Annotated in this window: 19 protein-coding genes; 11 read left to right on the top strand and 8 right to left on the bottom strand. The window is 46.3% G+C overall.

Translation table 11 applies throughout. The features are described 5' to 3' along the window. The first annotated feature begins 262 nt into the window (after positions 1 to 262). The 6 genes from pfkA (at position 263) to QZ375_RS04740 (ending at position 6,621) form a co-directional block, all read left to right on the top strand. Positions 263 to 1,225, top strand: a complete 963-nt coding sequence (gene pfkA / locus QZ375_RS04765; protein ID WP_295216023.1) for a 6-phosphofructokinase — start codon at positions 263 to 265, stop codon at positions 1,223 to 1,225. A gap of 133 nt (positions 1,226 to 1,358) precedes the next feature. Beyond that, entirely contained in the window at positions 1,359 to 2,159 is an 801-nt protein-coding gene (gene proC / locus QZ375_RS04760) for a pyrroline-5-carboxylate reductase (RefSeq protein ID WP_295216019.1), read from the top strand. A gap of 75 nt (positions 2,160 to 2,234) precedes the next feature. Further along, a complete protein-coding gene (locus QZ375_RS04755) occupies positions 2,235 to 2,837 on the top strand; it encodes a hypothetical protein (RefSeq protein ID WP_295216016.1) in 603 nt (200 codons plus the stop codon). A gap of 67 nt (positions 2,838 to 2,904) precedes the next feature. After that, a complete protein-coding gene (locus QZ375_RS04750; protein ID WP_295216013.1) occupies positions 2,905 to 3,876 on the top strand; it encodes a hypothetical protein in 972 nt (323 codons plus the stop codon). 144 nt (positions 3,877 to 4,020) lie between these two features. After that, the gene (gene rpsO, locus QZ375_RS04745; protein ID WP_295216009.1) at positions 4,021 to 4,287 is read left to right on the top strand and encodes a 30S ribosomal protein S15; all 267 of its coding nucleotides are present in this window, start codon (positions 4,021 to 4,023) and stop codon (positions 4,285 to 4,287) included. Between the two features lie 213 nt (positions 4,288 to 4,500). Next, a complete protein-coding gene (locus QZ375_RS04740; RefSeq protein WP_295216006.1) occupies positions 4,501 to 6,621 on the top strand; it encodes a polyribonucleotide nucleotidyltransferase in 2,121 nt (706 codons plus the stop codon). A gap of 99 nt (positions 6,622 to 6,720) precedes the next feature. On the opposite strand, the gene QZ375_RS04735 is transcribed toward QZ375_RS04740, so the two are convergent. Continuing rightward, positions 6,721 to 7,155: a TM2 domain-containing protein gene (locus tag QZ375_RS04735; RefSeq protein ID WP_295216001.1), complete on the bottom strand. Its 435-nt coding sequence runs from the start codon at positions 7,153 to 7,155 to the stop codon at positions 6,721 to 6,723. 115 nt (positions 7,156 to 7,270) lie between these two features. Here QZ375_RS04735 and QZ375_RS04730 point away from each other — a divergent pair, with 115 nt between their 5' ends. Next, positions 7,271 to 7,486 (top strand): helix-turn-helix transcriptional regulator, encoded by a 216-nt coding sequence (locus tag QZ375_RS04730; RefSeq protein WP_295215997.1) that lies wholly within the window; start codon positions 7,271 to 7,273, stop codon positions 7,484 to 7,486. A 145-nt stretch (positions 7,487 to 7,631) separates the two neighbouring features. Here the strand turns inward: QZ375_RS04730 and QZ375_RS04725 are convergent, their stop codons facing one another. From QZ375_RS04725 to QZ375_RS04715, 3 genes are all read right to left on the bottom strand, one after another. Beyond that, positions 7,632 to 10,289, bottom strand: a complete 2,658-nt coding sequence (locus QZ375_RS04725; protein ID WP_295215994.1) for a YfhO family protein — start codon at positions 10,287 to 10,289, stop codon at positions 7,632 to 7,634. After that, on the bottom strand, positions 10,273 to 11,028 hold the full coding sequence (locus tag QZ375_RS04720; RefSeq protein WP_295215990.1) for a PIG-L family deacetylase: 756 nt from the start codon (positions 11,026 to 11,028) through the stop codon (positions 10,273 to 10,275). The genes QZ375_RS04725 and QZ375_RS04720 overlap by 17 nt, the downstream gene beginning before the upstream one ends. A 181-nt stretch (positions 11,029 to 11,209) precedes the next feature. Beyond that, positions 11,210 to 13,303, bottom strand: coding sequence for a glutamine synthetase III (locus tag QZ375_RS04715; protein WP_295215987.1), 2,094 nt, complete (start codon positions 13,301 to 13,303; stop codon positions 11,210 to 11,212). 583 nt (positions 13,304 to 13,886) lie between these two features. Between QZ375_RS04715 and QZ375_RS04710 the strand changes: the two genes are divergently transcribed. The 3 genes from QZ375_RS04710 (at position 13,887) to QZ375_RS04700 (ending at position 17,169) form a co-directional block, all read left to right on the top strand. After that, on the top strand, positions 13,887 to 14,330 hold the full coding sequence (locus QZ375_RS04710; protein WP_295215984.1) for an ACT domain-containing protein: 444 nt from the start codon (positions 13,887 to 13,889) through the stop codon (positions 14,328 to 14,330). Between the two features lie 21 nt (positions 14,331 to 14,351). Further along, complete coding sequence (locus QZ375_RS04705) at positions 14,352 to 15,581, top strand: homoserine dehydrogenase (RefSeq protein WP_295215981.1); 1,230 nt, start codon at positions 14,352 to 14,354, stop codon at positions 15,579 to 15,581. A gap of 181 nt (positions 15,582 to 15,762) precedes the next feature. Then, the gene (locus QZ375_RS04700) at positions 15,763 to 17,169 is read left to right on the top strand and encodes an MATE family efflux transporter (RefSeq protein WP_295215978.1); all 1,407 of its coding nucleotides are present in this window, start codon (positions 15,763 to 15,765) and stop codon (positions 17,167 to 17,169) included. Between the two features lie 58 nt (positions 17,170 to 17,227). Here the strand turns inward: QZ375_RS04700 and QZ375_RS04695 are convergent, their stop codons facing one another. Next, the gene (locus tag QZ375_RS04695) at positions 17,228 to 18,145 is read right to left on the bottom strand and encodes a SufD family Fe-S cluster assembly protein (protein WP_295215975.1); all 918 of its coding nucleotides are present in this window, start codon (positions 18,143 to 18,145) and stop codon (positions 17,228 to 17,230) included. Continuing rightward, positions 18,145 to 18,867, bottom strand: coding sequence for an ABC transporter ATP-binding protein (locus QZ375_RS04690; protein ID WP_295215972.1), 723 nt, complete (start codon positions 18,865 to 18,867; stop codon positions 18,145 to 18,147). Before QZ375_RS04690 ends, QZ375_RS04695 begins: the two co-directional genes overlap by 1 nt. A 265-nt stretch (positions 18,868 to 19,132) precedes the next feature. Between QZ375_RS04690 and cls the strand changes: the two genes are divergently transcribed. Continuing rightward, positions 19,133 to 20,662, top strand: a complete 1,530-nt coding sequence (gene cls / locus QZ375_RS04685) for a cardiolipin synthase (protein ID WP_295215971.1) — start codon at positions 19,133 to 19,135, stop codon at positions 20,660 to 20,662. A gap of 100 nt (positions 20,663 to 20,762) precedes the next feature. Here cls and QZ375_RS04680 read toward each other — a convergent pair whose 3' ends face one another. After that, positions 20,763 to 21,401 (bottom strand): XRE family transcriptional regulator, encoded by a 639-nt coding sequence (locus QZ375_RS04680; RefSeq protein WP_295215968.1) that lies wholly within the window; start codon positions 21,399 to 21,401, stop codon positions 20,763 to 20,765. 222 nt (positions 21,402 to 21,623) lie between these two features. Further along, a complete protein-coding gene (locus QZ375_RS04675; protein WP_295215965.1) occupies positions 21,624 to 21,836 on the bottom strand; it encodes a hypothetical protein in 213 nt (70 codons plus the stop codon). Positions 21,837 to 21,907 lie beyond the last annotated feature (71 nt).

The raw sequence follows: 21,907 nt of genomic DNA, 5'->3' as shown, positions 1-21,907 counted from the left end.
ATAATGATTGGTGCGGTTTTTTTCAACTATCGCTTTTATTCAGCGTGTCCTTAGGCTTATTATGGGGAAATCACAGTTTTTTTTAGTGGTGCGTTGGAAAACACTTGTTAATTTTTTCGAAAACCACTTGACAAAAGAAGAAATATCAGTATAATGAAATAGGAATGGAATGGTTTCAGATCTAATTGAAAAATTGCTGTTTCCAGCAAAATGTGGTCGACCATTTTAATTTTTTGCCGTGCGGCGGAATGGAGTATACGTTATGATTAAAACGATTGGTGTATTAACAAGCGGCGGCGATGCGCCGGGTATGAATGCAGCAGTGCGTGCCGTTGTGCGTGCTGCGTTGAAGAAGGGTATAGCAGTTTATGGTATAAAACGTGGCTACTGCGGTCTGATCGACGATGATCTGGAGCAGATGGACGAGTTGAGCGTTGCAGGCATTATTAAACAGGGCGGTACAATGCTTTATACAGCGAGAAGCGCAGAATTCCGGACAGAAGAAGGCGTGCTAAAGGCGAAGGAAACTTGTGAGAAGCATGGTCTGGAGGGTCTGGTTGTCATCGGCGGTGATGGTTCGTTCCGCGGCGCAGCAGATCTGTCGGCACATGGTATTCCGTGCGTTGGTCTGCCGGGTACCATTGACAATGATATTGCCTGCACAGACTATACCATTGGTTATGATACCGCTATGAATACGGCAATGGAACTGATGGACAAGCTGTCTGATACCAGCCAGTCTCACTATCGCTGCAGCGTTGTAGAGGTTATGGGACGCGGTGCAGGCTATATTGCAGTGAATACTGGTGTTGCTTCCGGCGCACTGGAGATCATCACAAAGGAAATGCCTTATGATCTGGATAAGATCGCAAAGAAGATGTTGGAATTCAAGGCAAGAGGCAAACAGAACTTCATCATTGTTGTTGCTGAGAATGTAGGTCATGCGGATGAAATTGCAAAGCTGTTGCAGGAAAAGACTGGTATCGAATCACGTTCTACCATTCTGGGTCACGTACAGCGTGGCGGTTCTCCCACAGTTCGTGACCGTGTGGCTGCAACTGAAATGGGTTATTATGCAGTAGAGCTGCTGGAACAGGGGATCGGCAACCGTGTAGTTGGTATGCAGGCGAATAAGGTTGTTGACTTTGATATTCAGGAGGCTCTCTCTATGTCTAAGCCTTATGATGAAAAGCTGCACCATATCGCAGAGGATGTTGCATTCTAATTCATATGATTTATGTATTCCAGGGGTGGACTCATGTGAACTGAGTCTGCCCTTTTTTGATGCTTGATTTTTTGCAGAATTTGTAGTATAATAAATACATTCTATATTTTTTGAAGAAAGAAGGATACAGACCATGAAAACCATTGGTTTTTTGGGTGTTGGGAATATGGGCAGTGCTATTTTAAAAGGCATTGCCGGGAGCAGTCTCCATGATGAAACAACGCTTTTTGCATACAATCCTACTGAGGCAAAGGTGGATGCGCTGACGGCTTATGGCGTAAAAAAGTGCACCAGCGAAGCAGAAGTCGCAGGGGCTAGTCAATACCTGTTTCTGGCAATCAAACCTCAGAAGTTTGAGGAAGTGCTGCCTCGCATTGCAGATGCTGTGACGGAAAAAACGGTGCTCATCTCCATTGCTGCCGGGATCGGTGCGGACTATATCCGGAAGTTGACGAAGCCTTTTGCAAAGGTGGTTCTGGCAATGCCCAACACGCCGCTTCTGCTGGGTGCTGGAGCTACGGCGCTGGCGAAGGATGATTCCGTGACGGAGGAGGAATTCGCCGTCGTGCGTCAGATTTTTGACTCCTGTGGTATGACAGCAGTTGTTGCGCCGGAACAAATGAAGGAGGTCATTGCCATTAATGGCAGCAGCCCGGCATTTATCTATTTGTTTGCAAAAGGATTTTTGGATTATGCTGCAAAGGCAGGTCTGCCGGAGGAATCAGCCAAGGAATTGTTCGTGCAGTCTCTGATCGGTTCGGCGAAAATGATTACGGGGTCCGGCTGCACGATTGACGAACTAATTCGCCAGGTCTCCTCGCCGGGCGGTACAACGCTGGCTGGACTGGATCGGTTTTATGCCGGAAAGCTGACAGAAGTGGTGGAGGATGCCTGCGAACATTGTACCAAGCGTGCTTATGAACTGGCGAAATAAGTTCTAATGCAATAGCAGACCGCATAGGATTAAGCAGAGATACAAGAAATCTGTAAAGCAAAGGAGCGGTCTGCTATGATTCGAAAACGGACAACACTTACCACAAGCGAAAGGAAACAGCGGTTATTTTTATTACTTTTTAGTGTCATTCTACTGGGAGCAGCCAGTGGTGTTTTATTTCTGCTGTTGAAACAGCAGGGGACATCCCTGGGATGGACATGTATTGCAGGAACATTTTTTCAGGCGGAACAGACTGTGCCTGCACTTTGTTCCGAAGCTGTGAGCGGTGTGTTGATTTTCCTGCTGTGTCTGTTTTTTCTGGGCTTTTCTGCCATCGGACAGCCTGGTGCTATGATTACGCTGTTGGCATATGGCTTTTGTATGGGTGGCGCTCTGAGTGCCCAGTGTAGTGTTGGGAATCCGTTGCTGCGAAGTCTTTGCCTGTTGCCCTATTTTGTGCCGGTATCGGTGGTGATGGCCATTGCCGCTAGGGAATCTCTACGGTTTTCGGGATTGTTCACAGCGTATGGATTCCGGGATGATCCGGCAGATCAGATGTATCATCGGTTTCGGATGTATTGTGCACGGTTTACTGTGCTTTTGGTATTTTTGTTGGTGATCGCAGCATTATATAGTCTGGCGTTTTATGGGATATCCACTGCCGGACAAACGAGTTGAAATTGTGTGAACAGGTGGAGAAAACCTGTTTGCTTCAGGACTTTTCAAAGAGAGGAATTTATTGTCTATGGGTCTTTTTGGAGGAAACTATGAGCGTGCCGGCGTAGGAATTGCGAAAAATGCGCCGAAGAAAAAAGGCTTTTTTCGCTATATGGAGATTTTTGGTCAGAAATTTTGGAAACTGCTTGAACTGAATGTGATCTATTTTCTGTGCTTTGTGCCGCTTCTGGCAGCAGTTGTGCTCTATTTGACTATGCGGTCTACTCTCGGCATGATCCTTGCAGTGGTCTGTTTGCTGGTGTTTGTAGTGCTTATCGGTCCGGCAACGGCGGCGCATACAAAAATATTGAAAAATTTTTTCATGGAAAAGCCTACATTTTTGCTGCATGATTTTTTGCATACCATTCGTTCGGAATTCAAACACTCCGTTGTTGTAGGCATACTGGATTGTCTGCTGGTGTGTTGTATCAGTGCGGCATTTTATGTGTATCCTCAGCTTATTGAACAGACCGGCAGCAAGGTTTATTACGTATTTTTTGCCATTACTCTCAGTATTGGTCTGATTGCACTGCTGATGAATTTTTATATTTTTCTTATGATGATCTCCACAAATCTGTCATTGAAAAATGTCCTGAAGAATTCTCTTGCCTTGGCAGTGGTAGCGCTGAAAAAGAACGTGATCACACTGCTGATCGTGGCAGCTGTTGTAGCAGTTTTTGTGCTGGTGTTTATTTTTGTCGACATTAAATATTCCCTGATACTGCTGTTCTTGCTGCCGTTTATGCCGGCGTCCTGGCTGGGATTGGTTGTGGTGATGCAGTGCTATCCCGTGATCCAGAAGTATATCATCAATCCGTACTATGAACAGCGCGGCGAAGTGAATCCAGAACTGCTGCAATCGACTTCATCGGAGGATGAGACTGTTTTTGAAGATATGGGCGGTAAGGAAAAGCCTATTGAGCCGGCGAAAAAAGCGAAGAATGGAAAGTCCGGCGGAAAAGGCTCGTCCAGAGGACATAAAGGAAAAATCATTTCTTAATTCATAGAAAAGTTCCTTTACAAATTCCCACAAATGTGGTATAATACTTTTTGTCATGTACTCGGATTTTGGAGTAAGCCCGGAACGGGAGGTCACCTGCCTTTTTCTATGTGTATGACGAAATATTGAATGAGGTGAAAGAACATGCTGTTGAAAGAAGAAAAAACTGAAATTATCGAAAAGAATCGTACTCACGAGAACGACACTGGTTCTCCGGAAGTGCAGATCGCCATTCTCACCAAGAGAATCAATGATCTGACTGCACATCTGAAGACACATAAGAACGACCATCACTCCAGAAGAGGTCTGTTGAAGATGGTTGGTCACAGAAGAAACCTTCTGAACTATTTGAAGAAGAAGGATGTTAACCGTTATCGTGCTACTATCGAGAAGCTCGGTATCCGTAAGTAAGATTTTTAAAGTAGAAAAGGCAGTACAGAGCAATGGTCTCTGTCTGCCTTTCTGTGTATCGTTATAGCATCGATTTCAGCAACAGCGGCTTTAGCAGGAAGCCGTGGTTTCCATTGTTGTGGAATTCAGGGCTTTTTGCTAACGCTGCTGCTTATCTCTATGTTTCTGTGCAGCTTTTGAGATTTAGAAATCGGGAAAGGAATTTAGAAAATCATGTTTGAAAACGTACAAAAATTTGAGACTACCTTTGCCGGCAGACCGCTTGTGGTGGAAACCGGAAAGACTTGCGAACTTTCGAATGGTTCGTGTTGGGTACGGTATGGCGACACTGTTGTAATGGCAAATGTCACTGCAAGTGCAAAACCTCGGGAGGGCATTGATTTCTTCCCACTGTCGGTGGATTATGAAGAACGGATGTATTCCGTAGGCAGGATCCCAGGCTCATTTACCAAGCGTGAGGGAAAGCCTTCGGAAAAGGCAGTTCTGACCTCTCGTATGGTTGACCGCCCCATTCGCCCGCTGTTTCCGAAGTCTATGCGCAATGATGTTTCAGTTGTTATGACTGTTCTGGCAGTGGATCCAGACTGCTCTCCGGAGATCACTGGCATGATCGCAACTTCGATTGCCATTTCGATTTCGGATATTCCGTGGAACGGTCCGATTGCTGGTATCAGCGTAGGTCTGGTGGATGGCGAGATCGTCCTGAACCCGACTCTGGAGCAGCGCCAGCACAATGACTTACAGCTGACCGTTGCAGGAACCAAGGACAAGATCGTCATGATCGAAGCTGGTGCTAAAGAAGTGCCAGAGGATACCATGCTGAATGCTATCCTTACGGGTCATGAAGAGATCAAGAAGATCGTCGCCTTTATTTCGGACATCCAGGCGAAGATCGGCAAGGAAAAGTTTGTATTTGAAGCACATGAAGTCGATCCGAAGCTGTTTCAGAAAATTGATGCTATGGTACACGAACAGGTGGAATATGCGCTGGATACCAATGATAAGAATATTCGAGAGGCTCGTTTGCGCCCGATTTCAGACGCTGTACATGAAGCATTTGAGGAGACATGCGGCGAAGAGGTCGGCATGATCGATGAATGCTTGTACTTGATCCAGAAGAAAATTGTTCGTGCATGGTTGTATCAGGGTAAGCGCGTTGATGGACGCAGCATTGATGAGATTCGTCCTTTGGCAGCAGAGGTTGGCTTGCTGCCTCGTGTACACGGAACTGGTCTGTTTACCCGTGGTCAGACCCAGGTGCTCACTGTGGCAACGCTGGGCCCCGTCAGCGACAGCCAGAAGCTGGACGGACTGGACGAGGAAACATCCAAACGGTATATGCATCAGTATAATTTCCCATCTTATTCTGTGGGTGAGACAAAGCCTAGCCGTGGTCCGGGACGCCGTGAGATTGGCCATGGTGCTCTGGCAGAACGTGCATTGGTACCAGTTTTGCCATCTGTAGAAGAATTCCCTTATGCCATGCGTCTGGTGTCCGAGGTGTTGTCTTCCAACGGTTCAACATCCCAGGCATCCATCTGCGGATCAACGTTGGCACTGATGGATGCTGGCGTTCCAATTAAGGCGCCTGTTGCGGGTATTTCCTGCGGACTGATCACATTGCCTGACAGCGATGACTTCATGACTATGGTAGATATTCAGGGGCTGGAGGATTTCTTCGGCGATATGGATTTCAAGGTTGGCGGTACTAAGAAGGGTATTACTGCCATTCAGGTGGATATCAAGGTGGACGGTTTGACTCCGGCGATTATCCAGGAAGCCTTTGAAAAGACCCGGAAGGCTCGCTTGTATATTTTGGATGAAATTATGCTGAAGGCAATTCCGGAGCCGAGAGTATCTGTGGGTGAGTATGCGCCGAAGATGATGCAGATTCAGATTCCTGTGGATAAGATCCGGGACGTTATTGGTCAAGGCGGCAAAGTGATCCAGAAGATCTCTGCGGACTGTGGCGTCAAGATCGATGTTAACGAAGATGGACATGTCTTTATCAGCGGCATCTCCCAGGATGGCTGTCGGAAGGCATACCAGATCATTGAGACCATTGCCATTGATCCAGAGGTCGGTTCGATCTATAAAGGTAAGGTTGTTTCCATTAAGCCTTTTGGTGCATTTGTAGAAATTGCGCCGGGGCGTGACGGTTTGGTGCATATTTCCAAGCTGGACAAGGAACGGGTAGAACGGGTCGAGGATATCGTTTCTTTGGGTGATGAGATTATCGTTAAGATCATGGAGATCAAGGACGGAAAAATCAGCCTGTCTCGTAAGGATGCTTTGGAAGAGCTGGAGGCTCGTCGGAAGCAGGCTCAGGAATAAAGGTACAAAAACAATATAATATGAGTTGAAAAAAGCGCTGTGTGAACGGATGAAGTTCACACAGCGCTTTTTGCTTGGAGAATAAAGATGTAAAATGAATCAGACATAATAGGGGTTTGGCTTGAACAGCAAAACGATAAAGTCAATTAATGCGCCAATGCCAAATAAACCAGCTGTAAACAGGTATAAGATTCCCATACCAATTTTACCCTCATAAAATTTGTGTCCTCCGACCACACCAAGGAAAAAGCAAAGAACCAAAGCAACCCACTTGTTTTTTGCTTTGCCGCCACGTCCGCCGTTATTATTTACATTGGTGTTTGTATTTGTGTTGATATTATCGTTATTGATAATAATTTGTGGTTGAGCCGCATTGTTTTTACTGATGTCCTCAACCTGTCTGCCACACAGTGTGCAGAGTACAGCATCCTCCGGGATTTTTCCACCGCAATGTTTGCAAAATTTCATTTTTTGCTCCGGTTGTGGTGTGGGCTGCGAAACAGCAGTATTCGTAGAATTATTGTTTTCTTCCATGAAAAAACATCCTTTCTATCATATGATACCCTATTATAGCATGTTTTGTTCTAAAAGTCAATAGAATAATTCGTGCTAGCATAAAATAATACTCATATAGAAAGGGTGATATTTTATGCAATATGTACGAATTCGTAATTTAAGGGAAGATATGGACATGACCCAGACTGATATGGCAAAGGTGTTGTTTATCAGTCAGCGTACCTATAGTTATTATGAATCTGGGGGACATGACATTCCCACGGAAATTCTGGTGCGGCTGGCGGATTTTTACGATGTTTCCGTGGATTATTTGTTGGAGCGGACAGAGAAAAAGGCAGTGAACCGATAAAAAACGCATCCGGAAAGAGAATTACCGGATGCGATATAATGGTGTCAATATAGGATTAATGTGCGTTCACGTCAAATAGATGTGCAGATTTTCGGCAGAATTTCCACGGATACAAGAAAAAGTCGTAGGTGCGCTGTCAACTTCTTTATCTTTTTTGCAAACAGGGGATTTGTTCTTTTGTGGTGATAGCACATTTTTCGGAACTATCCAGTTTGTCAGCGATTTTTTTCCGACTCCGGCGATGCAGATAGGATACTGTTAAGTTCCCTAAAAACCACAGCAGGGTAACAGCGATTCCAATCACAGAAACTTTTTTTCCGATGGAAAAGCCGGGGGCAGTATAGGTGATTTGGATCTGATGGCTGCCGGCAGAAATGGGACAGCCGATGAAATCCGTATTTGTAGGGTAATATGCTGTTTTTACGCCGTCAATAAAAACCTGAAAGCCGGTATCATAGGGAATCGACAGTACGAACCAGCCATCTTCTTTGACTTGTATACGCCCTTCCATGGTGTCGTCTCCGAGTGTATCATGCTTCAGTTCCCATGGATCAGTTTGCTCTGCCGCCTGTTCCAGAATGTCATAGTCCATGGTATACATGGCAAAATCGGAGATCACATAGTCTCCTGCAGAAAATTCAAGTGTCAATTTCTGAATTGGATTATCAGAAGATAGTGTATACTGAAAATCGTTGTTTCGATTTTGATATTTCCAGGATGGATCGGTCAATTTGTTGCGGATACCGTTGACAGAAATTGTGACATCACCGGTGGTAGAACCGTTGCCTAAGTGGTTGTTGACGTGGAATTGCAGCAGGATCATGGCGTCTATGGGGGTGTCCAGTGTGACTGTAATGGAAAATGCTTCTTTGCTGTGAATGTAATAGCCTTCTCCCACATCGGTAATTTGTGCTGGATCAATGCCTTCTGTATGATAAGTGGGAGATACTTTTTTAATACTGTTAGGCAGCTTAGATCTCATACAAGGTGTATCAGAAAGATCAGATTCGGAGACCGCTGCATTTTCCAGAAACGCTTCTAGTTGGTTGGGATATCCCAAGGATTGCAGCGTTTCTTGGGTCATGACATAGGGCGTGGCAAATCCAATGGGATATGCCAGCGTGTTCTCATAGAGAAGATACGCTCCTTTTTGTGCAATTTGTTTCATACCATAGCGATTGATGGGTTTTTGTGTGATGATGTACTTTTCACCCATGAGAATACCAAATATGGGATTTTTGGATTGAACGATCATTGCAGCATTCCGGATGCTGTTTTCGTTGCAGATCTGTTCGAAATAGAAATCAGAAAGTGACTTGTTATGAATGGAGGAATAGACAGAACTGCGGTAATAATTTGAACCCCAGATACGGTTGACGGTATCTCCAGCGTGATATTCGTTGGAAATACGGTAAAAAGATGGATCATCTTCTGCAATTGTATCCACCAATTCCTGCATTTCATCTGAATAAACCACATCCAGATCTTGTTTTTTCATGTAGGTATCTCCCAGATTGACGGCAAGACAGGCGGTGATACTGAAAACTAGCGTGGGAATCAGGATGAATAGCTGCCTTTGTTTCCGGGTATACAAGAAGAATGCTATGAGCATACACATACCGTCCAGAATAGTCCCAATCCGCTCATAATCTGTTCCGTCATGCATCAGGAGTCCTAATCCCAAAAACACTGCAAAGAGAATCAGCGTTTGTTTTCGGGCAATCTGATGGGCACGCAATTCTGTAAAAAAGAATCCGCACAGCAGCAAAAGCAGCGGCAGAAAGGGAATATACGCCTTGGGATCTAAGTACATGGTACCATTCATGCCATAGAGAATAGCTGGGAAACAAAAAAAGACGGTAAATACAATTGCGAGAAACCGATAGGATCTTTTGGGAAAACAAAGCATGGCTGCAATTGCCAGAATGCAAATAGATGTCATGCCGATGGAAAAAGGATTGTAGGTCAGGTAGCGCAGGTGAATGCTTGGAAGGAGAATCTGCCACAGGGACGTGCTGCTGTCTGTATCACGTCCGTTGAATAAGGTCATGGCAACTGGCAGAAGAAAAAACGCTGCAATGACAGCTGCTAAAAGCAGATGGGCTGTGATTATGCCAAAAGTGCGCAGTATCTGCCGCAGGACATGCACCTGGTGTTGGTGAATGGTCAGAAACAGGGCATAGAGAAACAGCGTGAAAAATGCGCCCACGCTGAAGAAAAAACTGGTGAGTAAGATACAGACTGCTGCAAGAATGAGCTGAATACTGCATCGTTTTTCCAATGCTCGGTGTACAGCGAATAGCCCCCAGAAGAGAAAAGGAAAGTAGCTGACAAACATAATGTGGTGATGGCTGTGGAAGATGACAGGAGACGCCAGAAGATACAGAATTGCAAGCAGAAAAGCGGTGTTTCGGCGGAACCATTTATTCAGCCAGAAATAACAGAGAATGCTGCTGAGCAGTGTCAGAAGGATGCTGGAGATCTGGATATATGTTGCCATGGAAATTCCAGGGAAGGCATAAGAAAGTAGGAGAATGGGGCTGTACAGTCCGTAATAGGCGAAATTAAAAATATTCTGTCCGCCGCCCAGATGCATAGCAAAATTGGGAAACCAGTTTCCGGTGGCATAGAAACGGGTGCGAAAATATTCTGGAATAGCAAAGTGCTGGTTGCTCCAGTCCGTCTGTGCACCATAAATGCAGCCTGGATGTATCAGAAAAATGAGGCCGATTACTGCACCCAGAATCAACGTCAGACAGCCACAGTGTATAAAAATGATTTTTTTCTCACGTTTTTTGTTCATGCTGTGTGCCTCCTCGGATCTCTGTCCACATTTCATAGGGATTCATGTGGGAAAGGGCATTCGCTGTTGCAGTTTGAGATGGGTATAGAGATAAAAGTGTTTCTTTTTCCATGAGAGCATTTGCAGAGATGGGTGTCAGCGTATTTTTCACATCTGGCAGAACCGCAGCTCGATAGTATTTTCCAAAGACATACAGCGGCATTTGCAGTTCGTTGGTATCATAAATTGTGGTCACCAGCTGATGTGTCATTTTGTGGTGAATGTGTCCATATTCTCCAGCAGCATTGTGCGTTACGATATCGTCCCACGGCTTGTATGTGATGATTTTATCCAGATCTGCTTGCAGCTGTGTGCGGATATGCATCCAGTTATCCCGTTTCCCAGCAGTTTTATCGGGATAGGAGAGAATCAGTCCCACATTGCCGGATTTCGCCATGACTGACTGAAATTCTTCAGAACGTGTTTTGTTCGTGCCATTGGTGATGCAGACTACCAGATAGCCGCTTTCCAGCAAATGTGCGCCGCCCCAAAGTGTCTCGTCATCCGGGTGTGCGACGATCATCAAATGCTTTGTACTGGATAGATCCAGTGCTGTAAGATCGCTATTTGTAAGGGGCGTAATGGAATAGGTGCGGCAGGTGCATATTCCTGTCCAAAGACCATACAGGCTGCACAAGATCAGGCAAATAACCAAAATGCCTGCAATCGGTTTTTTTATAATCTGACTGTGAAACTTCATGTAAAAAGATACTTCCTTTGCTGTGTTACCTGTTGTATTATACATATAACGGTTTAGAAATAGTATAGCATAGCATCCGGTTTTTGTCAAGAGGGAACGAAAAAACGAAAAACATCCCGAACATTCCATAAGAAAGTCCAGGATGCTTTACTTGAGATTGGAGGTAAACCTTTCTCAGAATTTATACGTTGAAGATGATATCGCTGTATGCCGGTACAGGCCACTTCTCAGACGGCGTGATGATTTCCAGTGCATCTATAGCAGCACGGAGTTCATCCATTACCGGGATGACATCATAGCGATAAGACTTTGCCATTTCCAGAATACAAGAATCCTTTGCAGCAGCGGCAGCAGTTACTTCTTCCAGTTTTGCAGTTGCGTCATAAGCCTTCTTGGTCAGATCGCTGACCTTAGAAACCAGATCCTTTTCTACACAGGCACAGATATCCAGACTTGTTTTTGCACTAATGGTATCACACAGTTCCTTTGCATAGGAGATGCAAACCGGGATATACTTCTTCTTTGCCATATCGATCATGGTCAGCGCTTCGATATTGATCGTCTTTGCATAGTTATCCAGCTGGATATCAACACGGGCATCAATTTCAGCCTTGGAGAGTACGCCGAACTTTTCATACAAAGCCACGTTCTTCGGATCAGAATAATGCGGAACACAATCTACCGTCGAACGGAAGTTCGGGAGACCACGTCTTTCTGCTTCTTCTACCCATTCCTGTGAATAGCCGTTGCCGTTGAAAATAATACGCTTGTGTTCCTTGATAATGGAAACCAGCAATTTTTTCAGTTCTTCGTCAAATTTGTCAGCCGGGACTCCTTCCATTTTATCTGCAATTTCACAAAGTTCACCTGCAACAATGGTATTCAACTGGAAGTTCGGGCAGCCGATATTGTCAGAAGAACCAACCATACGGAACTCGAATCGATTTCCGGTGAAAGCGAACGGAGAAGTACGGTTACGGTCGGTAGAATCCTTCGGGAATGCCGGCAGAGAGTCAACGCCGATTTCAAATACCTTAGATTCACTCTTATAGGAAGTGCCAGCTTCCAGTGCGTCCAGAACGCCCTGAAGTTCTTCACCCATAAAGATAGAGATGATTGCCGGCGGTGCTTCATTTGCGCCCAGGCGGTGGTCATTGCCAGCAGATGCAGCACTGATGCGGAGCAGATCTGCATATTCATCAATACCCTTGATGACAGCGCAGAGAAATGTCAGGAACTGCATGTTTTCCATGGGTGTGGAACCAGGATCCAGCAGGTTTTGACCATCGTTTGTGCCCATAGACCAGTTGTTGTGCTTACCGGAACCATTTACGCCGTCAAAAGGCTTTTCATGCAGCAAACAAACAAGACCGTGCTTCAGGGAAATCTTTTCCATCACTTCCATTGCCAGCTCGTTCTGGTCGGTGGCAATATTGGTTGTGGTGAATATCGGTGCCATTTCGTGCTGTGCCGGTGCAACTTCGTTGTGCTTTGTCGTAGCGAATACGCCGACCTTCCACAGTGCTTCATCCAGATCGGCCATATAAGCAGCGATACGTGGCTTCAAGTTTGCAAAATACTGATCCTCCAGTTCCTGTCCCTTCGGCGGCATTGCACCGAACAGCGTACGGCCGGTCATGATCAGATCCTCACGCTGGTCATACATTTTCTTGTCGATGAGGAAGTATTCCTGCTCTGGGCCAACAGTAGAAGTCACCTTTGTGGCAGTGGTGTTGCCGAACAGACGCAGGATACGGATTGCCTGTGTACTCAGGACATCCATAGAGCGCAGCAGGGGAGTCTTTTTATCCAAAGCTTCGCCGGTATAAGAAACAAATACTGTTGGAATATACAGAGAACCTTCCTTTACGAAGCAGTAGGAAGTGGGATCCCATGCAGTATAGCCTCTTGCAGAACAGGTCTCACGCAGACCGCCAGACGGGAAAGAAGAAGCATCCGGCTCACCCTTTACCAGTTCTTTGCCGGAAAAGTTCATAATTATCATGCCGTTGTCTGTGGGGCTGATGAAGGAATCATGCTTTTCTGCAGTGGAACCTGTCATCGGCTGGAACCAGTGGGTATAGTGTGTTGCGCCGTGTTCGATCGCCCAGTCTTTAATGGCGTTTGCCACAACATCTGCATAGGTGGGATCCAGGGGCGTACCCATTTTACGGGTCTTGGTCATAGCCTTATAAACCGGCTTCGGGAGTCTTGCCTTCATGACCTCGTCATTGAAGACGTCGCAAGCAAAGAATTCTGCAACATTTTTGGACATGATAATAACCTCCTAAAAATAAAAAGCATTTTCATGGTTTAACACAATACAAACTGCTGTATCGGCTTAGTCATGGAAACGCCTTTGTTTCACGTATAATCTCACTTGTCTCAACAATTATCAAAGAACGCAGTGCCTTACGGGAACGACCAAACCTGCGATCCGATTGAATTGACATTATTATCATACAGGAATTCTGCCGTTTTGTCAAGTCGTTTTCTGCCATTTTTCAAATTGTCTTGATTTTAAAACGAAAAAGTGATATTTTCTAATGAAAAAAAGAAAAAAACGCTGATTTTTGAAAAAATCACATTAGATGCTGATATGTATTGCTCTTCTGCCTGGTTTCTCTGAGAAAAGAAAGAATTCGCAGGATCTGGAGAAAATGCAGTGGATCTGGAGAAAATGCAGTGGAATCCCTTGACAAACGACAGAATTCATGGTATAGTTATATAGTTGTGATAAGTACAATTGTTTTTTGTGCACGGACGTATTGCAGAATGCAGTTTGTGACTGCACCGAGATCATACAAGGAGGAATAGCTCGTACACGGAATGTTGTTTTCGGTGCGGCTTAGACAGAGATGGACAAGGAAACACGATACATTGTTGTGGATACCGCAGTGCTGCCGGAGATCTTCGGAAAGGTGCTGGAGGTAAAAAAGCTTGTTGCGGATAGAACTGAGGGCAGCTTTTCCTCTGCGTGCAAACGGATGGGCATTTCCCGGAGCGCTTTTTATAAGTACCGGGACTGTGTATTCGCATACGATGATAAAATGACGCAGCAAATCGTCAATTTTTCTGTCACCCTGTGCGATCAGGCAGGGGTGCTGTCCAATGTGCTGACCACGCTGTATGGGATGCATGCCAATATCCTGACGGTGAATCAGAATATCCCCGTAGACGGTGTTGCACTGGTCTCCCTTTCTTTAAAAATGGGGGAAGGTGCGGCGAATCCTATTGAGATCACTCGTGCGATCTCGGAACTGAACGGCGTAGTAGAGGTTCGGCTGCTTTCCGGCGAATAAATTTGGAGGAATATGAGTCATATGAAAAAGATTGCTGTTTTGGGCTATGGTGTTGTCGGCTCCGGTGTTGTGGAGCTGTTTTATCGGAATCAGAAGAAGATCGAACAGAATACCGGTACGGAACTGGAAATCGGTTATATCCTGGATCTGCGGGAATTCCCGGATGATCCCTATGGTGACCGTGTGGTGCATGATATTCAGATCATTCTGGATGACCCGGAGGTGGGCTATGTTGCAGAGTGCATGGGCGGTGTAAATCCGGCGTTTGATTTTGTCCGCCGCTGTCTGGAGGCAGGAAAGAGCGTTGCTACTTCCAACAAACAGCTGGTGGCGGAAAAAGGCGATATCCTGCTTCAGACAGCAAAGGCACACCATGTGAACTTCTTCTTTGAAGCAAGCGTTGGCGGTGCGATCCCGATCATTCGGCCGCTGCATACTTGTCTGGCAGCCAACGATATTTCAGCTGTTGCCGGCATTTTAAATGGTACTACAAACTTCATTCTGGAAAAAATGTTCTGCGATAAAATGCGTTTTGCAGATGCTCTGGAACTGGCACAGAAGCTGGGCTATGCAGAACGGGATCCCTCTGCGGATATCGACGGTGGTGATGCTTGCCGGAAGATCTGTATCCTGTCTTCTTTGGTGTTCGGTAAGCACGTGTATCCGGATCAGGTGTACACTAAGGGAATCCGTGATATCAAGCTGGAGGATGTTCAGCTGGCACAGAAATTTGGCGGTGCAGTAAAGCTTATCGGCGCAGTCAAGCGTTTGAAGGATGGCAGAATCCTTCCCACTGTTATGCCCATGGTTGTTATGAATGACAGTCTGATCTCCCATGTAAATGGGGTGTTCAATGCTGTCATGGTATGGGGTGACGGCGTGGATAAGACCATGTTCTATGGACGTGGAGCAGGAAAGCTGCCTACCGCAAGCGCAGTGCTGGGTGACCTCATTGACGAAGTTAAGCAGACAGATACGGTATTGTCCCAGAGCTGGGAACCGGCAGATGGAAACACGGATTTTGTTGCATCTATTGATGCGTTCTATGCTCCTCGGTGCTATCGGACTTCTCCCTGTGGCAGTGGCGTCTTTGCAAAAATTGCAGAAGAAATTGGCGTGAAACTGCTGGGTGCAGTGGAAAACGGCTGTATGATCAGCACCTGTGATCAGAAAACAGCCGAGGCATTCAAGCAGAGACTGGCACGGGAAGGTGTCACCATTCTGTCCCGGATTCCAGTGATGGAAGATTGATGGAATCTGCGTATGGAGAATTTTCATCCTTTTTTCAGAAATTTGTGCTTACTTTTTTATTAAAGAACTGCTAAAATAAAGATATAACGTGTAGCTGAAACGGCGTAAATCCAGTTGTCATTGATTGGATTTACGCCGCTTTTGCGCTTTTTTACGTATTTTTTAGGAGGTATGGAACGAAATGCAGAAAAATGTAATACAAAATCCGCCCACAAGAAAGGGTAACAAGCTGGCAGACTGGCCCATTCGGACACTGATCCTCAGTATGGGAATGCCCATGGTGCTTTCCATGGTTTTGCAGGCAGTGTACAATATTGTGGATACCATTTTCGTCAGCCATATGGAAAATGGCGATGCAGCTGTATTGGCGCTGACAGATTCCTATTCTATTCAGCTGCTGATCGTGGCAATCGGCGTGGGGACGGGAATTGGCATCAATGCGCTGCTCTCCAAAACGCTGGGAGAGCAGAACAGAGAAAAGGCAGCGGAAATCGCTGGAAACGGTATCTTCCTGGGAATCTGTATTTATGTGGTATTTTTGCTGTTTGGTATATTTGGTGCCCACGGTTTTATTGCCATGCAGGCAAGCGGCAATGCCTTGAGAGAGGAAATGGGTACAAAGTATCTGACCATTTGTTGTATCGGTTCTTTCGGTAATATTGGCTATACTGTGTATGAGCGATTTTTGCAGGGGACTGGCAGAACCAATCTTTCCACCATTGCGCAGATCAGCGGTGCAGCGCTCAATATCATCCTGGACCCCATTTTTATTTTCGGACTGAACATGGGCGTTGTGGGTGCTGCATTTGCAACTGTAGTTGGTCAGATCGTTTCGCTGGCAACGGCTATGTTTTTCCACTACCGCTGGGATAAGGAAATCCGGGGCGACTGGAAACATATCCGCCCCAAGTGGGGACTCATCCGTGGTATCTATACCGTAGGTATTCCGGCGGCGGTGATGCAGGGGCTGCTGTCCGTTATGGTGCTGCTGGTCAATCTGGTATTCGGCACTCAAGGTGCACAGGCGGAAGCATTGCAAGCTGCATACGGCATCTACTATAAGATTCAGCAGTTTGCACTATTTGCTGCATTCGGTCTGAGCAATACGCTGATCACGGTTGTTGCCTTCAATTATGGCAAACAGGAACGGGTGCGACTGCGCCAGTGCGTGCAGTATGGTTTGATCTATTCTATTGGGCTGATGCTCATCGTGACAATTTTGTTTCAACTGTTTGCAGGTCCCATTTCCAGTATGTTCAACAGTGACGGCGGAAAGGAGATTCAGGTGCTGTGCACCCGTGCAATGCATATCTGTACCATTGGTTATGTGTTCATGGGCATTACAGTGGCAATTCAGGGCATTTTGCAGGCATTTCGCTGCATCTTTTCACCTTTGGTGCTGGCAGTACTGCGATTGGTTTTGCTGCCGATTCCGCTGTGTTTCCTGTTTTTGGCAACTTCACATCCGTCTGAACTGGTGTGGTGGTCGTTTACCATTGCAGAAACTGTGACAGCTGTTGTTTCTTGTGTCGTTCTGAAATTTACGTATCAGAAAAAGATGCGGCAGATTTCAGAGAAAGTTGCATAAATAAAAGCCCTTTCCTGCGTGTGATTACGCATACAGGAAAGGGCTTTTTATATCATGCTTATTTCAGGAATCCGGCAATAATGCGTTCCTCTGCTTCTTGTTCTGTCAGTCCAAGGGTACAGAGCTTCAGAATCTGTTCGCCGGCGATCTTGCCGATGGCAGCTTCATGGATCAGTGCTGCATCAATGCAGGATGCTTCCAGTGCCGGTGCTGCTGTGACAGAACCGTTTTCCGCCAGGATCGCATCACATTCCGAGTGACCGGTGCAGCGTGTCAAGCCGTGGATCTGGGAGATGAAATGTTGCTTGGAATTGCCCCGTGCAACAGAACGGGAGATCAGATCTGCGCCGGAATCTTTTCCCCGGAGCACCACTGAAAAATCTGTCTCTGCCGTTTCATCGCCGTCTGTCATAATGCGCTCACGAATCAGGATCTTGGCACGTGCTTCCAGCTCTGCTCTGGTTTTTCTCCGGGAGTGATCCACACCGCCCAGCTGGACTGTGTCCATCTCCAGAACAGCGTCCTCTTCCAGAAATGCTTCTGTTACCGGGTCGATGACACGGTCTGCTTTTGCCGCACCTGTTCCGATGTGCTTTTCTTGATAGATCACGTGGGAATTCTTTCCCATAAAAAATCGATGGATGCCGTTGTGCACTGTTTCTTCTCCGTGTTCTGCGTGGATGCCGCAGCCAGCAACGATGGTGACGTCAGCATCCTCGCCTACGTGGAAGTCGTTGTATACCAGGTCGTGGAATCCGGTCTGGGTAACGCAGGCGGGGATAAACACTTTTTCCCCTTTGGTACCCGGCTGGATGAAAATATCCAGCCCTGGCTGGTCTGTTTTAGAGACGATTCGGATATGTTCTGTGGAATTTCGTTCGGCACACTGTCCGTTGGAGCGGATGTTGTATGCGCCGTCATAAGAGCCTTCATAATCGGAGACAAGCTTCAGCAGTTCTTTCAGTTTCGATTCCATTATCGGCGTTCCTCCTTTCCGAGAGGACAGCGTGCGGTGCGCTCGTCCTCCAGCAGTGTGGGCAGGATCTCTTCACGGCTGCCCTTGGTGCGTACTTTTCCATTTGCCACAACGACGATTTCGTCTGCAATGGACAAAATGCGTTCCTGGTGAGAGATGATGAGCAGAGTCTGTTCCTGTTTCTGCATTTCTCGGAACGTGTCCACCAGACGAGTGAAACTCCATAAGTCAATGCCTGCTTCAGGTTCATCAAAAATAATAAATCTGCCGCCGTGTGCCAAAACGCTTGCGATCTCAATACGTTTCATTTCGCCGCCGGAAAGTCCGGTGTTTATCTCACGGTCAGCATATTCCTCGGCACAAAGTCCGACTTTTCCGAGCAGGGTGCACATGGTTTCCGGGGACATGGACTCGCCGCCGGCAAGTTCCATCATGTCCTGCACGGTCATACCCTTGAACCGCACTGGCTGCTGAAAGGCATAAGAAATGCCTTTTCTGGCACGTTCTGTAACGCTGTAGTTCGTGATATCTTCGCCATTCAGCAAAATGCGTCCGGATGCAGGCGGAATAATACCAGCGATAAGTTTTGCAAGAGTTGTCTTTCCACCGCCGTTCGGACCAGTGATAACTACCATTTTCTCATCGGGAATCGTCAGGTCAATTCCCTGGATCAAAGGAGTTCCGTCCGGCAGATTCCATGTGATTTGTTCCAATTGCAACATGTTGTCTCCTCCAGTTCTATCAATTTATTGATGGGTGTCTCCAGATTTGATAGAGATTCCCTGATGTATTTTTCTATACAAGCTCTTATAGTATAACATATTTTGATAGGAATTGTATACATTTTTTTTGAATTCTTTTTGTACGATAAAATCAGAACGTGATGCTCTTACTTTTCGTAAAATTTTTAATTTCTGCTTGCTATTTTTTGAAACATCTGTTATACTAAAGGCAAATCTTTTTTAGCGAGGGAAGGGGTGCATACCTATGAGAGGAAAGCTGAAAAAGCTGTTCAGTTTGCTCACAAGCCGGGTTGTTATCATTGGCTTTTTGATTGCAATACAGCTTGCGTGGTTTGTTATTTTGTTTTTGCGATTGACGCAATACGCTTCTTGGATCAATGTGGGATTTGTTGTGCTGAGCGTTCTGATCGAACTATATATTATCAGTAAACCCGGCAATCCGTCTTATAAGATCCTGTGGTTGTTGTTTATCGGTACGTTTCCGGTTTTGGGCGGCTTAATGTATCTGATGTTTGGCGATAAGCGGCCGTCCCGGAAAATGCGCAGACAGCTCCATCACGGCAAACGTGCTATTGGGGCACGTGTTCCCGTAGAAAGCGTTCTGGGCGGATTGCCTTCTCGGACGGCTTCTATCGGCTTCTATCTGGAACGCTGTGGATTCCCCATGTATGAGAATACGCAGGTGGAATATTACTCCGTGGCGGATGATGCCTATGTACAGCTTATAGCAGATCTGAAGCAGGCAAAGCATTACATTTTTATGGAATACTTTATTATCACGGAAGGCGTCATGTGGAACTCTATCAAAGAGGTACTGAAAGAAAAAGCTGCAAATGGGGTAGAGGTGCGGTTTATATATGATGATCTGGGCAGCATTGGCTGTTTGCCGAAACATTTCCGGCAGGAACTCTCAGAAGCCGGAATCCATGTCATGGCGTTCAATCCCTTTCGGCCGGCGTTGTCTGCTGTTATGAATAACCGCAGCCACCGGAAAATTACAGTCATTGATGGATATATTGCCTATACAGGCGGATTTAACCTGGCAGATGAGTACATCAATGAGATCCAGCGATTCGGGCATTGGAAAGACACCGGCGTTCGTTTGTATGGTGAGGCAGCTTACAGTTTTACACTAATGCACCTGGAAATGTGGAATGCTTTTCATGACACAGAGGATACTTGTAAAAAATATAAGCCTCATTACTATCATTCTTCGTCATTTCCCTCCGATGGATTTGTACAACCTTATTATAATTCACCTTTTGAAAATGAGACCCTGGCGCAGGATGTCTACCTGGATCTGTTGGCGCAAGCGGAGCGTTATGTCTATATTTTTACTCCGTATCTGGCCATTGATGATGAAATGCAGCGTGCCCTTTGCATGGCAGCACAGCGTGGTGTGGATGTACGGATCGTGACGCCGGGTATCCCGGATAAGCGGATCGTATATTCTCTGACTCGTTCGTACTATGAGTCGCTGATCCGTGCTGGTGTGCGGATCTATGAGTATACGCCTGGTTTTATCCATGCAAAGAGCTATCTGGTAGACGACCGTATCGGCATTGTGGGAACCATCAATATGGATTATCGCAGTCTGTATCTGCACATGGAATGCGCTGTTCTGATGGTGGAATGCAGTGCTTTGAAAAAATTGAAGCTGGACTGCATTGTTACCATGGAAAAAAGCCGTCGTGTGACCTTGCAGGATTGCAAAAACCGTCGGAGAAGCCGTCTGTGGCAAGCAATCCTACGGACAATTAGTCCGCTATTATAATTTTTTTATAAAAAGTAAAAAATAATAAGAACCGGCAGAACAGAAGTGCGACTGTTCTGCCGGTTCATTTTTAGACATAGAATGGTCAGGAGGATGTTTTTCAGAGCAGGCTCATGAATCCCACTGCCTTTCCCAGGATCCGTACATATTCTAACTCTTCGCCCACATAGACCAAGGGAGAATATGCCGGATTTTCTGCCACCAGCTGCAATCTTGCGTGCTTCCGGTCATAGTATACCCGTTTCAGAGTTGCTTCATCGTCAATGATGACAGCGGCAATTTCGCCATTGTCCACCATTGGCTGGCTGCGGATAAACACAGCATCGCCGTCATAGATCCGTGCGCCGATCATACTATCCCCCCGTGCCAGAAGACAGAAATCTGCATGGATATCGGCGTCTGCCATAATAAAGCTTTCCCGTTCTTCCTGGGCAAAAATTGGTTTGCCGCAGGCAATTTCGCCTAAAAGGGGAAACCGCTTAAGACGGACAGGACGCAGATTCGGGTAATTCTCCAGTGACAGTTCCTGTGCTTCCTCGCTGTCGTACCCCATGAGCCAGGCCTCTTTTACGCCCAGCGCTTTTGCGATCCGGCGCAGCTTGCCGTCACGGGGACGGAACGAGCCAGAGCAGTACTGGCTCATGGTAGAACGGGAAATGCCGGTTTTTTCGCACAATTCGGATTGTGTCATCTGTTTTTGCTGCAATGCCTGGTTCAGACGTGCGGTGAAATCTTCCATATGGATACCTCCGGTGCGTTGTGCAGAAATAAAAACTTCAATTGTATTATACCATGGAATAGGTCAAAAGGCAAGTGCAGGCATGAAATTATTGCAGCAAAACCCGGCAGGATCCGGAGAGAATCCCAGCAGTCACCGCCGCTTGTTCATATAAAATTTGCGAATGTATCTTGCAAAATGAGTCGGAATATGTTATAATACTATCGATAGTATATCATGTTGTCATTTTGCCGCAGATACGACGGTATCTTGTGCTGAAGCATTGATTTTTCTGTCAACTGAATTTGCGTCCGGACAGGACGGGTCGACAGCAGGAGAGGCTGTGTTTTCCAGCTTTGCTGTGCCGCGATCCGTGTCGGAACGAAAACCGGCTGCGGACAGCAGCCTGAACCGGCGGACTGCGGCCACTGGCGATGCAGCCTTTTTGCCGGACACACATTGAGGGATTCCTTTGCCTGAAGCAACACCGCATAAAGAGCGCCTGATGGCTTTGCACGCTATTGCTT

This window comes from Ruminococcus sp., assembly GCF_019417665.1.
GTDB lineage: Bacteria > Bacillota > Clostridia > Oscillospirales > Ruminococcaceae > Ruminococcus_C.
The sequence above is the reverse complement of the archived record's forward strand: the minus strand, read 5'-3'. Positions and strand labels throughout refer to the sequence as shown.

What these genes read in the sequence shown, in the direction of transcription:
- pfkA (WP_295216023.1), top strand. Translation starts at nt 263, where the DNA reads ATGATTAAAACGATTGGTGTATTAACAAGCGGCGGCGATGCGCCGGGT.
- proC (WP_295216019.1), top strand. Translation starts at nt 1,359, where the DNA reads ATGAAAACCATTGGTTTTTTGGGTGTTGGGAATATGGGCAGTGCTATT.
- QZ375_RS04755 (WP_295216016.1), top strand. Translation starts at nt 2,235, where the DNA reads ATGATTCGAAAACGGACAACACTTACCACAAGCGAAAGGAAACAGCGG.
- QZ375_RS04750 (WP_295216013.1), top strand. Translation starts at nt 2,905, where the DNA reads ATGGGTCTTTTTGGAGGAAACTATGAGCGTGCCGGCGTAGGAATTGCG.
- rpsO (WP_295216009.1), top strand. Translation starts at nt 4,021, where the DNA reads ATGCTGTTGAAAGAAGAAAAAACTGAAATTATCGAAAAGAATCGTACT.
- QZ375_RS04740 (WP_295216006.1), top strand. Translation starts at nt 4,501, where the DNA reads ATGTTTGAAAACGTACAAAAATTTGAGACTACCTTTGCCGGCAGACCG.
- QZ375_RS04735 (WP_295216001.1), bottom strand. Translation starts at nt 7,155, where the DNA reads ATGGAAGAAAACAATAATTCTACGAATACTGCTGTTTCGCAGCCCACA.
- QZ375_RS04730 (WP_295215997.1), top strand. Translation starts at nt 7,271, where the DNA reads ATGCAATATGTACGAATTCGTAATTTAAGGGAAGATATGGACATGACC.
- QZ375_RS04725 (WP_295215994.1), bottom strand. Translation starts at nt 10,289, where the DNA reads ATGAACAAAAAACGTGAGAAAAAAATCATTTTTATACACTGTGGCTGT.
- QZ375_RS04720 (WP_295215990.1), bottom strand. Translation starts at nt 11,028, where the DNA reads ATGAAGTTTCACAGTCAGATTATAAAAAAACCGATTGCAGGCATTTTG.
- QZ375_RS04715 (WP_295215987.1), bottom strand. Translation starts at nt 13,303, where the DNA reads ATGTCCAAAAATGTTGCAGAATTCTTTGCTTGCGACGTCTTCAATGAC.
- QZ375_RS04710 (WP_295215984.1), top strand. Translation starts at nt 13,887, where the DNA reads ATGGACAAGGAAACACGATACATTGTTGTGGATACCGCAGTGCTGCCG.
- QZ375_RS04705 (WP_295215981.1), top strand. Translation starts at nt 14,352, where the DNA reads ATGAAAAAGATTGCTGTTTTGGGCTATGGTGTTGTCGGCTCCGGTGTT.
- QZ375_RS04700 (WP_295215978.1), top strand. Translation starts at nt 15,763, where the DNA reads ATGCAGAAAAATGTAATACAAAATCCGCCCACAAGAAAGGGTAACAAG.
- QZ375_RS04695 (WP_295215975.1), bottom strand. Translation starts at nt 18,145, where the DNA reads ATGGAATCGAAACTGAAAGAACTGCTGAAGCTTGTCTCCGATTATGAA.
- QZ375_RS04690 (WP_295215972.1), bottom strand. Translation starts at nt 18,867, where the DNA reads ATGTTGCAATTGGAACAAATCACATGGAATCTGCCGGACGGAACTCCT.
- cls (WP_295215971.1), top strand. Translation starts at nt 19,133, where the DNA reads ATGAGAGGAAAGCTGAAAAAGCTGTTCAGTTTGCTCACAAGCCGGGTT.
- QZ375_RS04680 (WP_295215968.1), bottom strand. Translation starts at nt 21,401, where the DNA reads ATGGAAGATTTCACCGCACGTCTGAACCAGGCATTGCAGCAAAAACAG.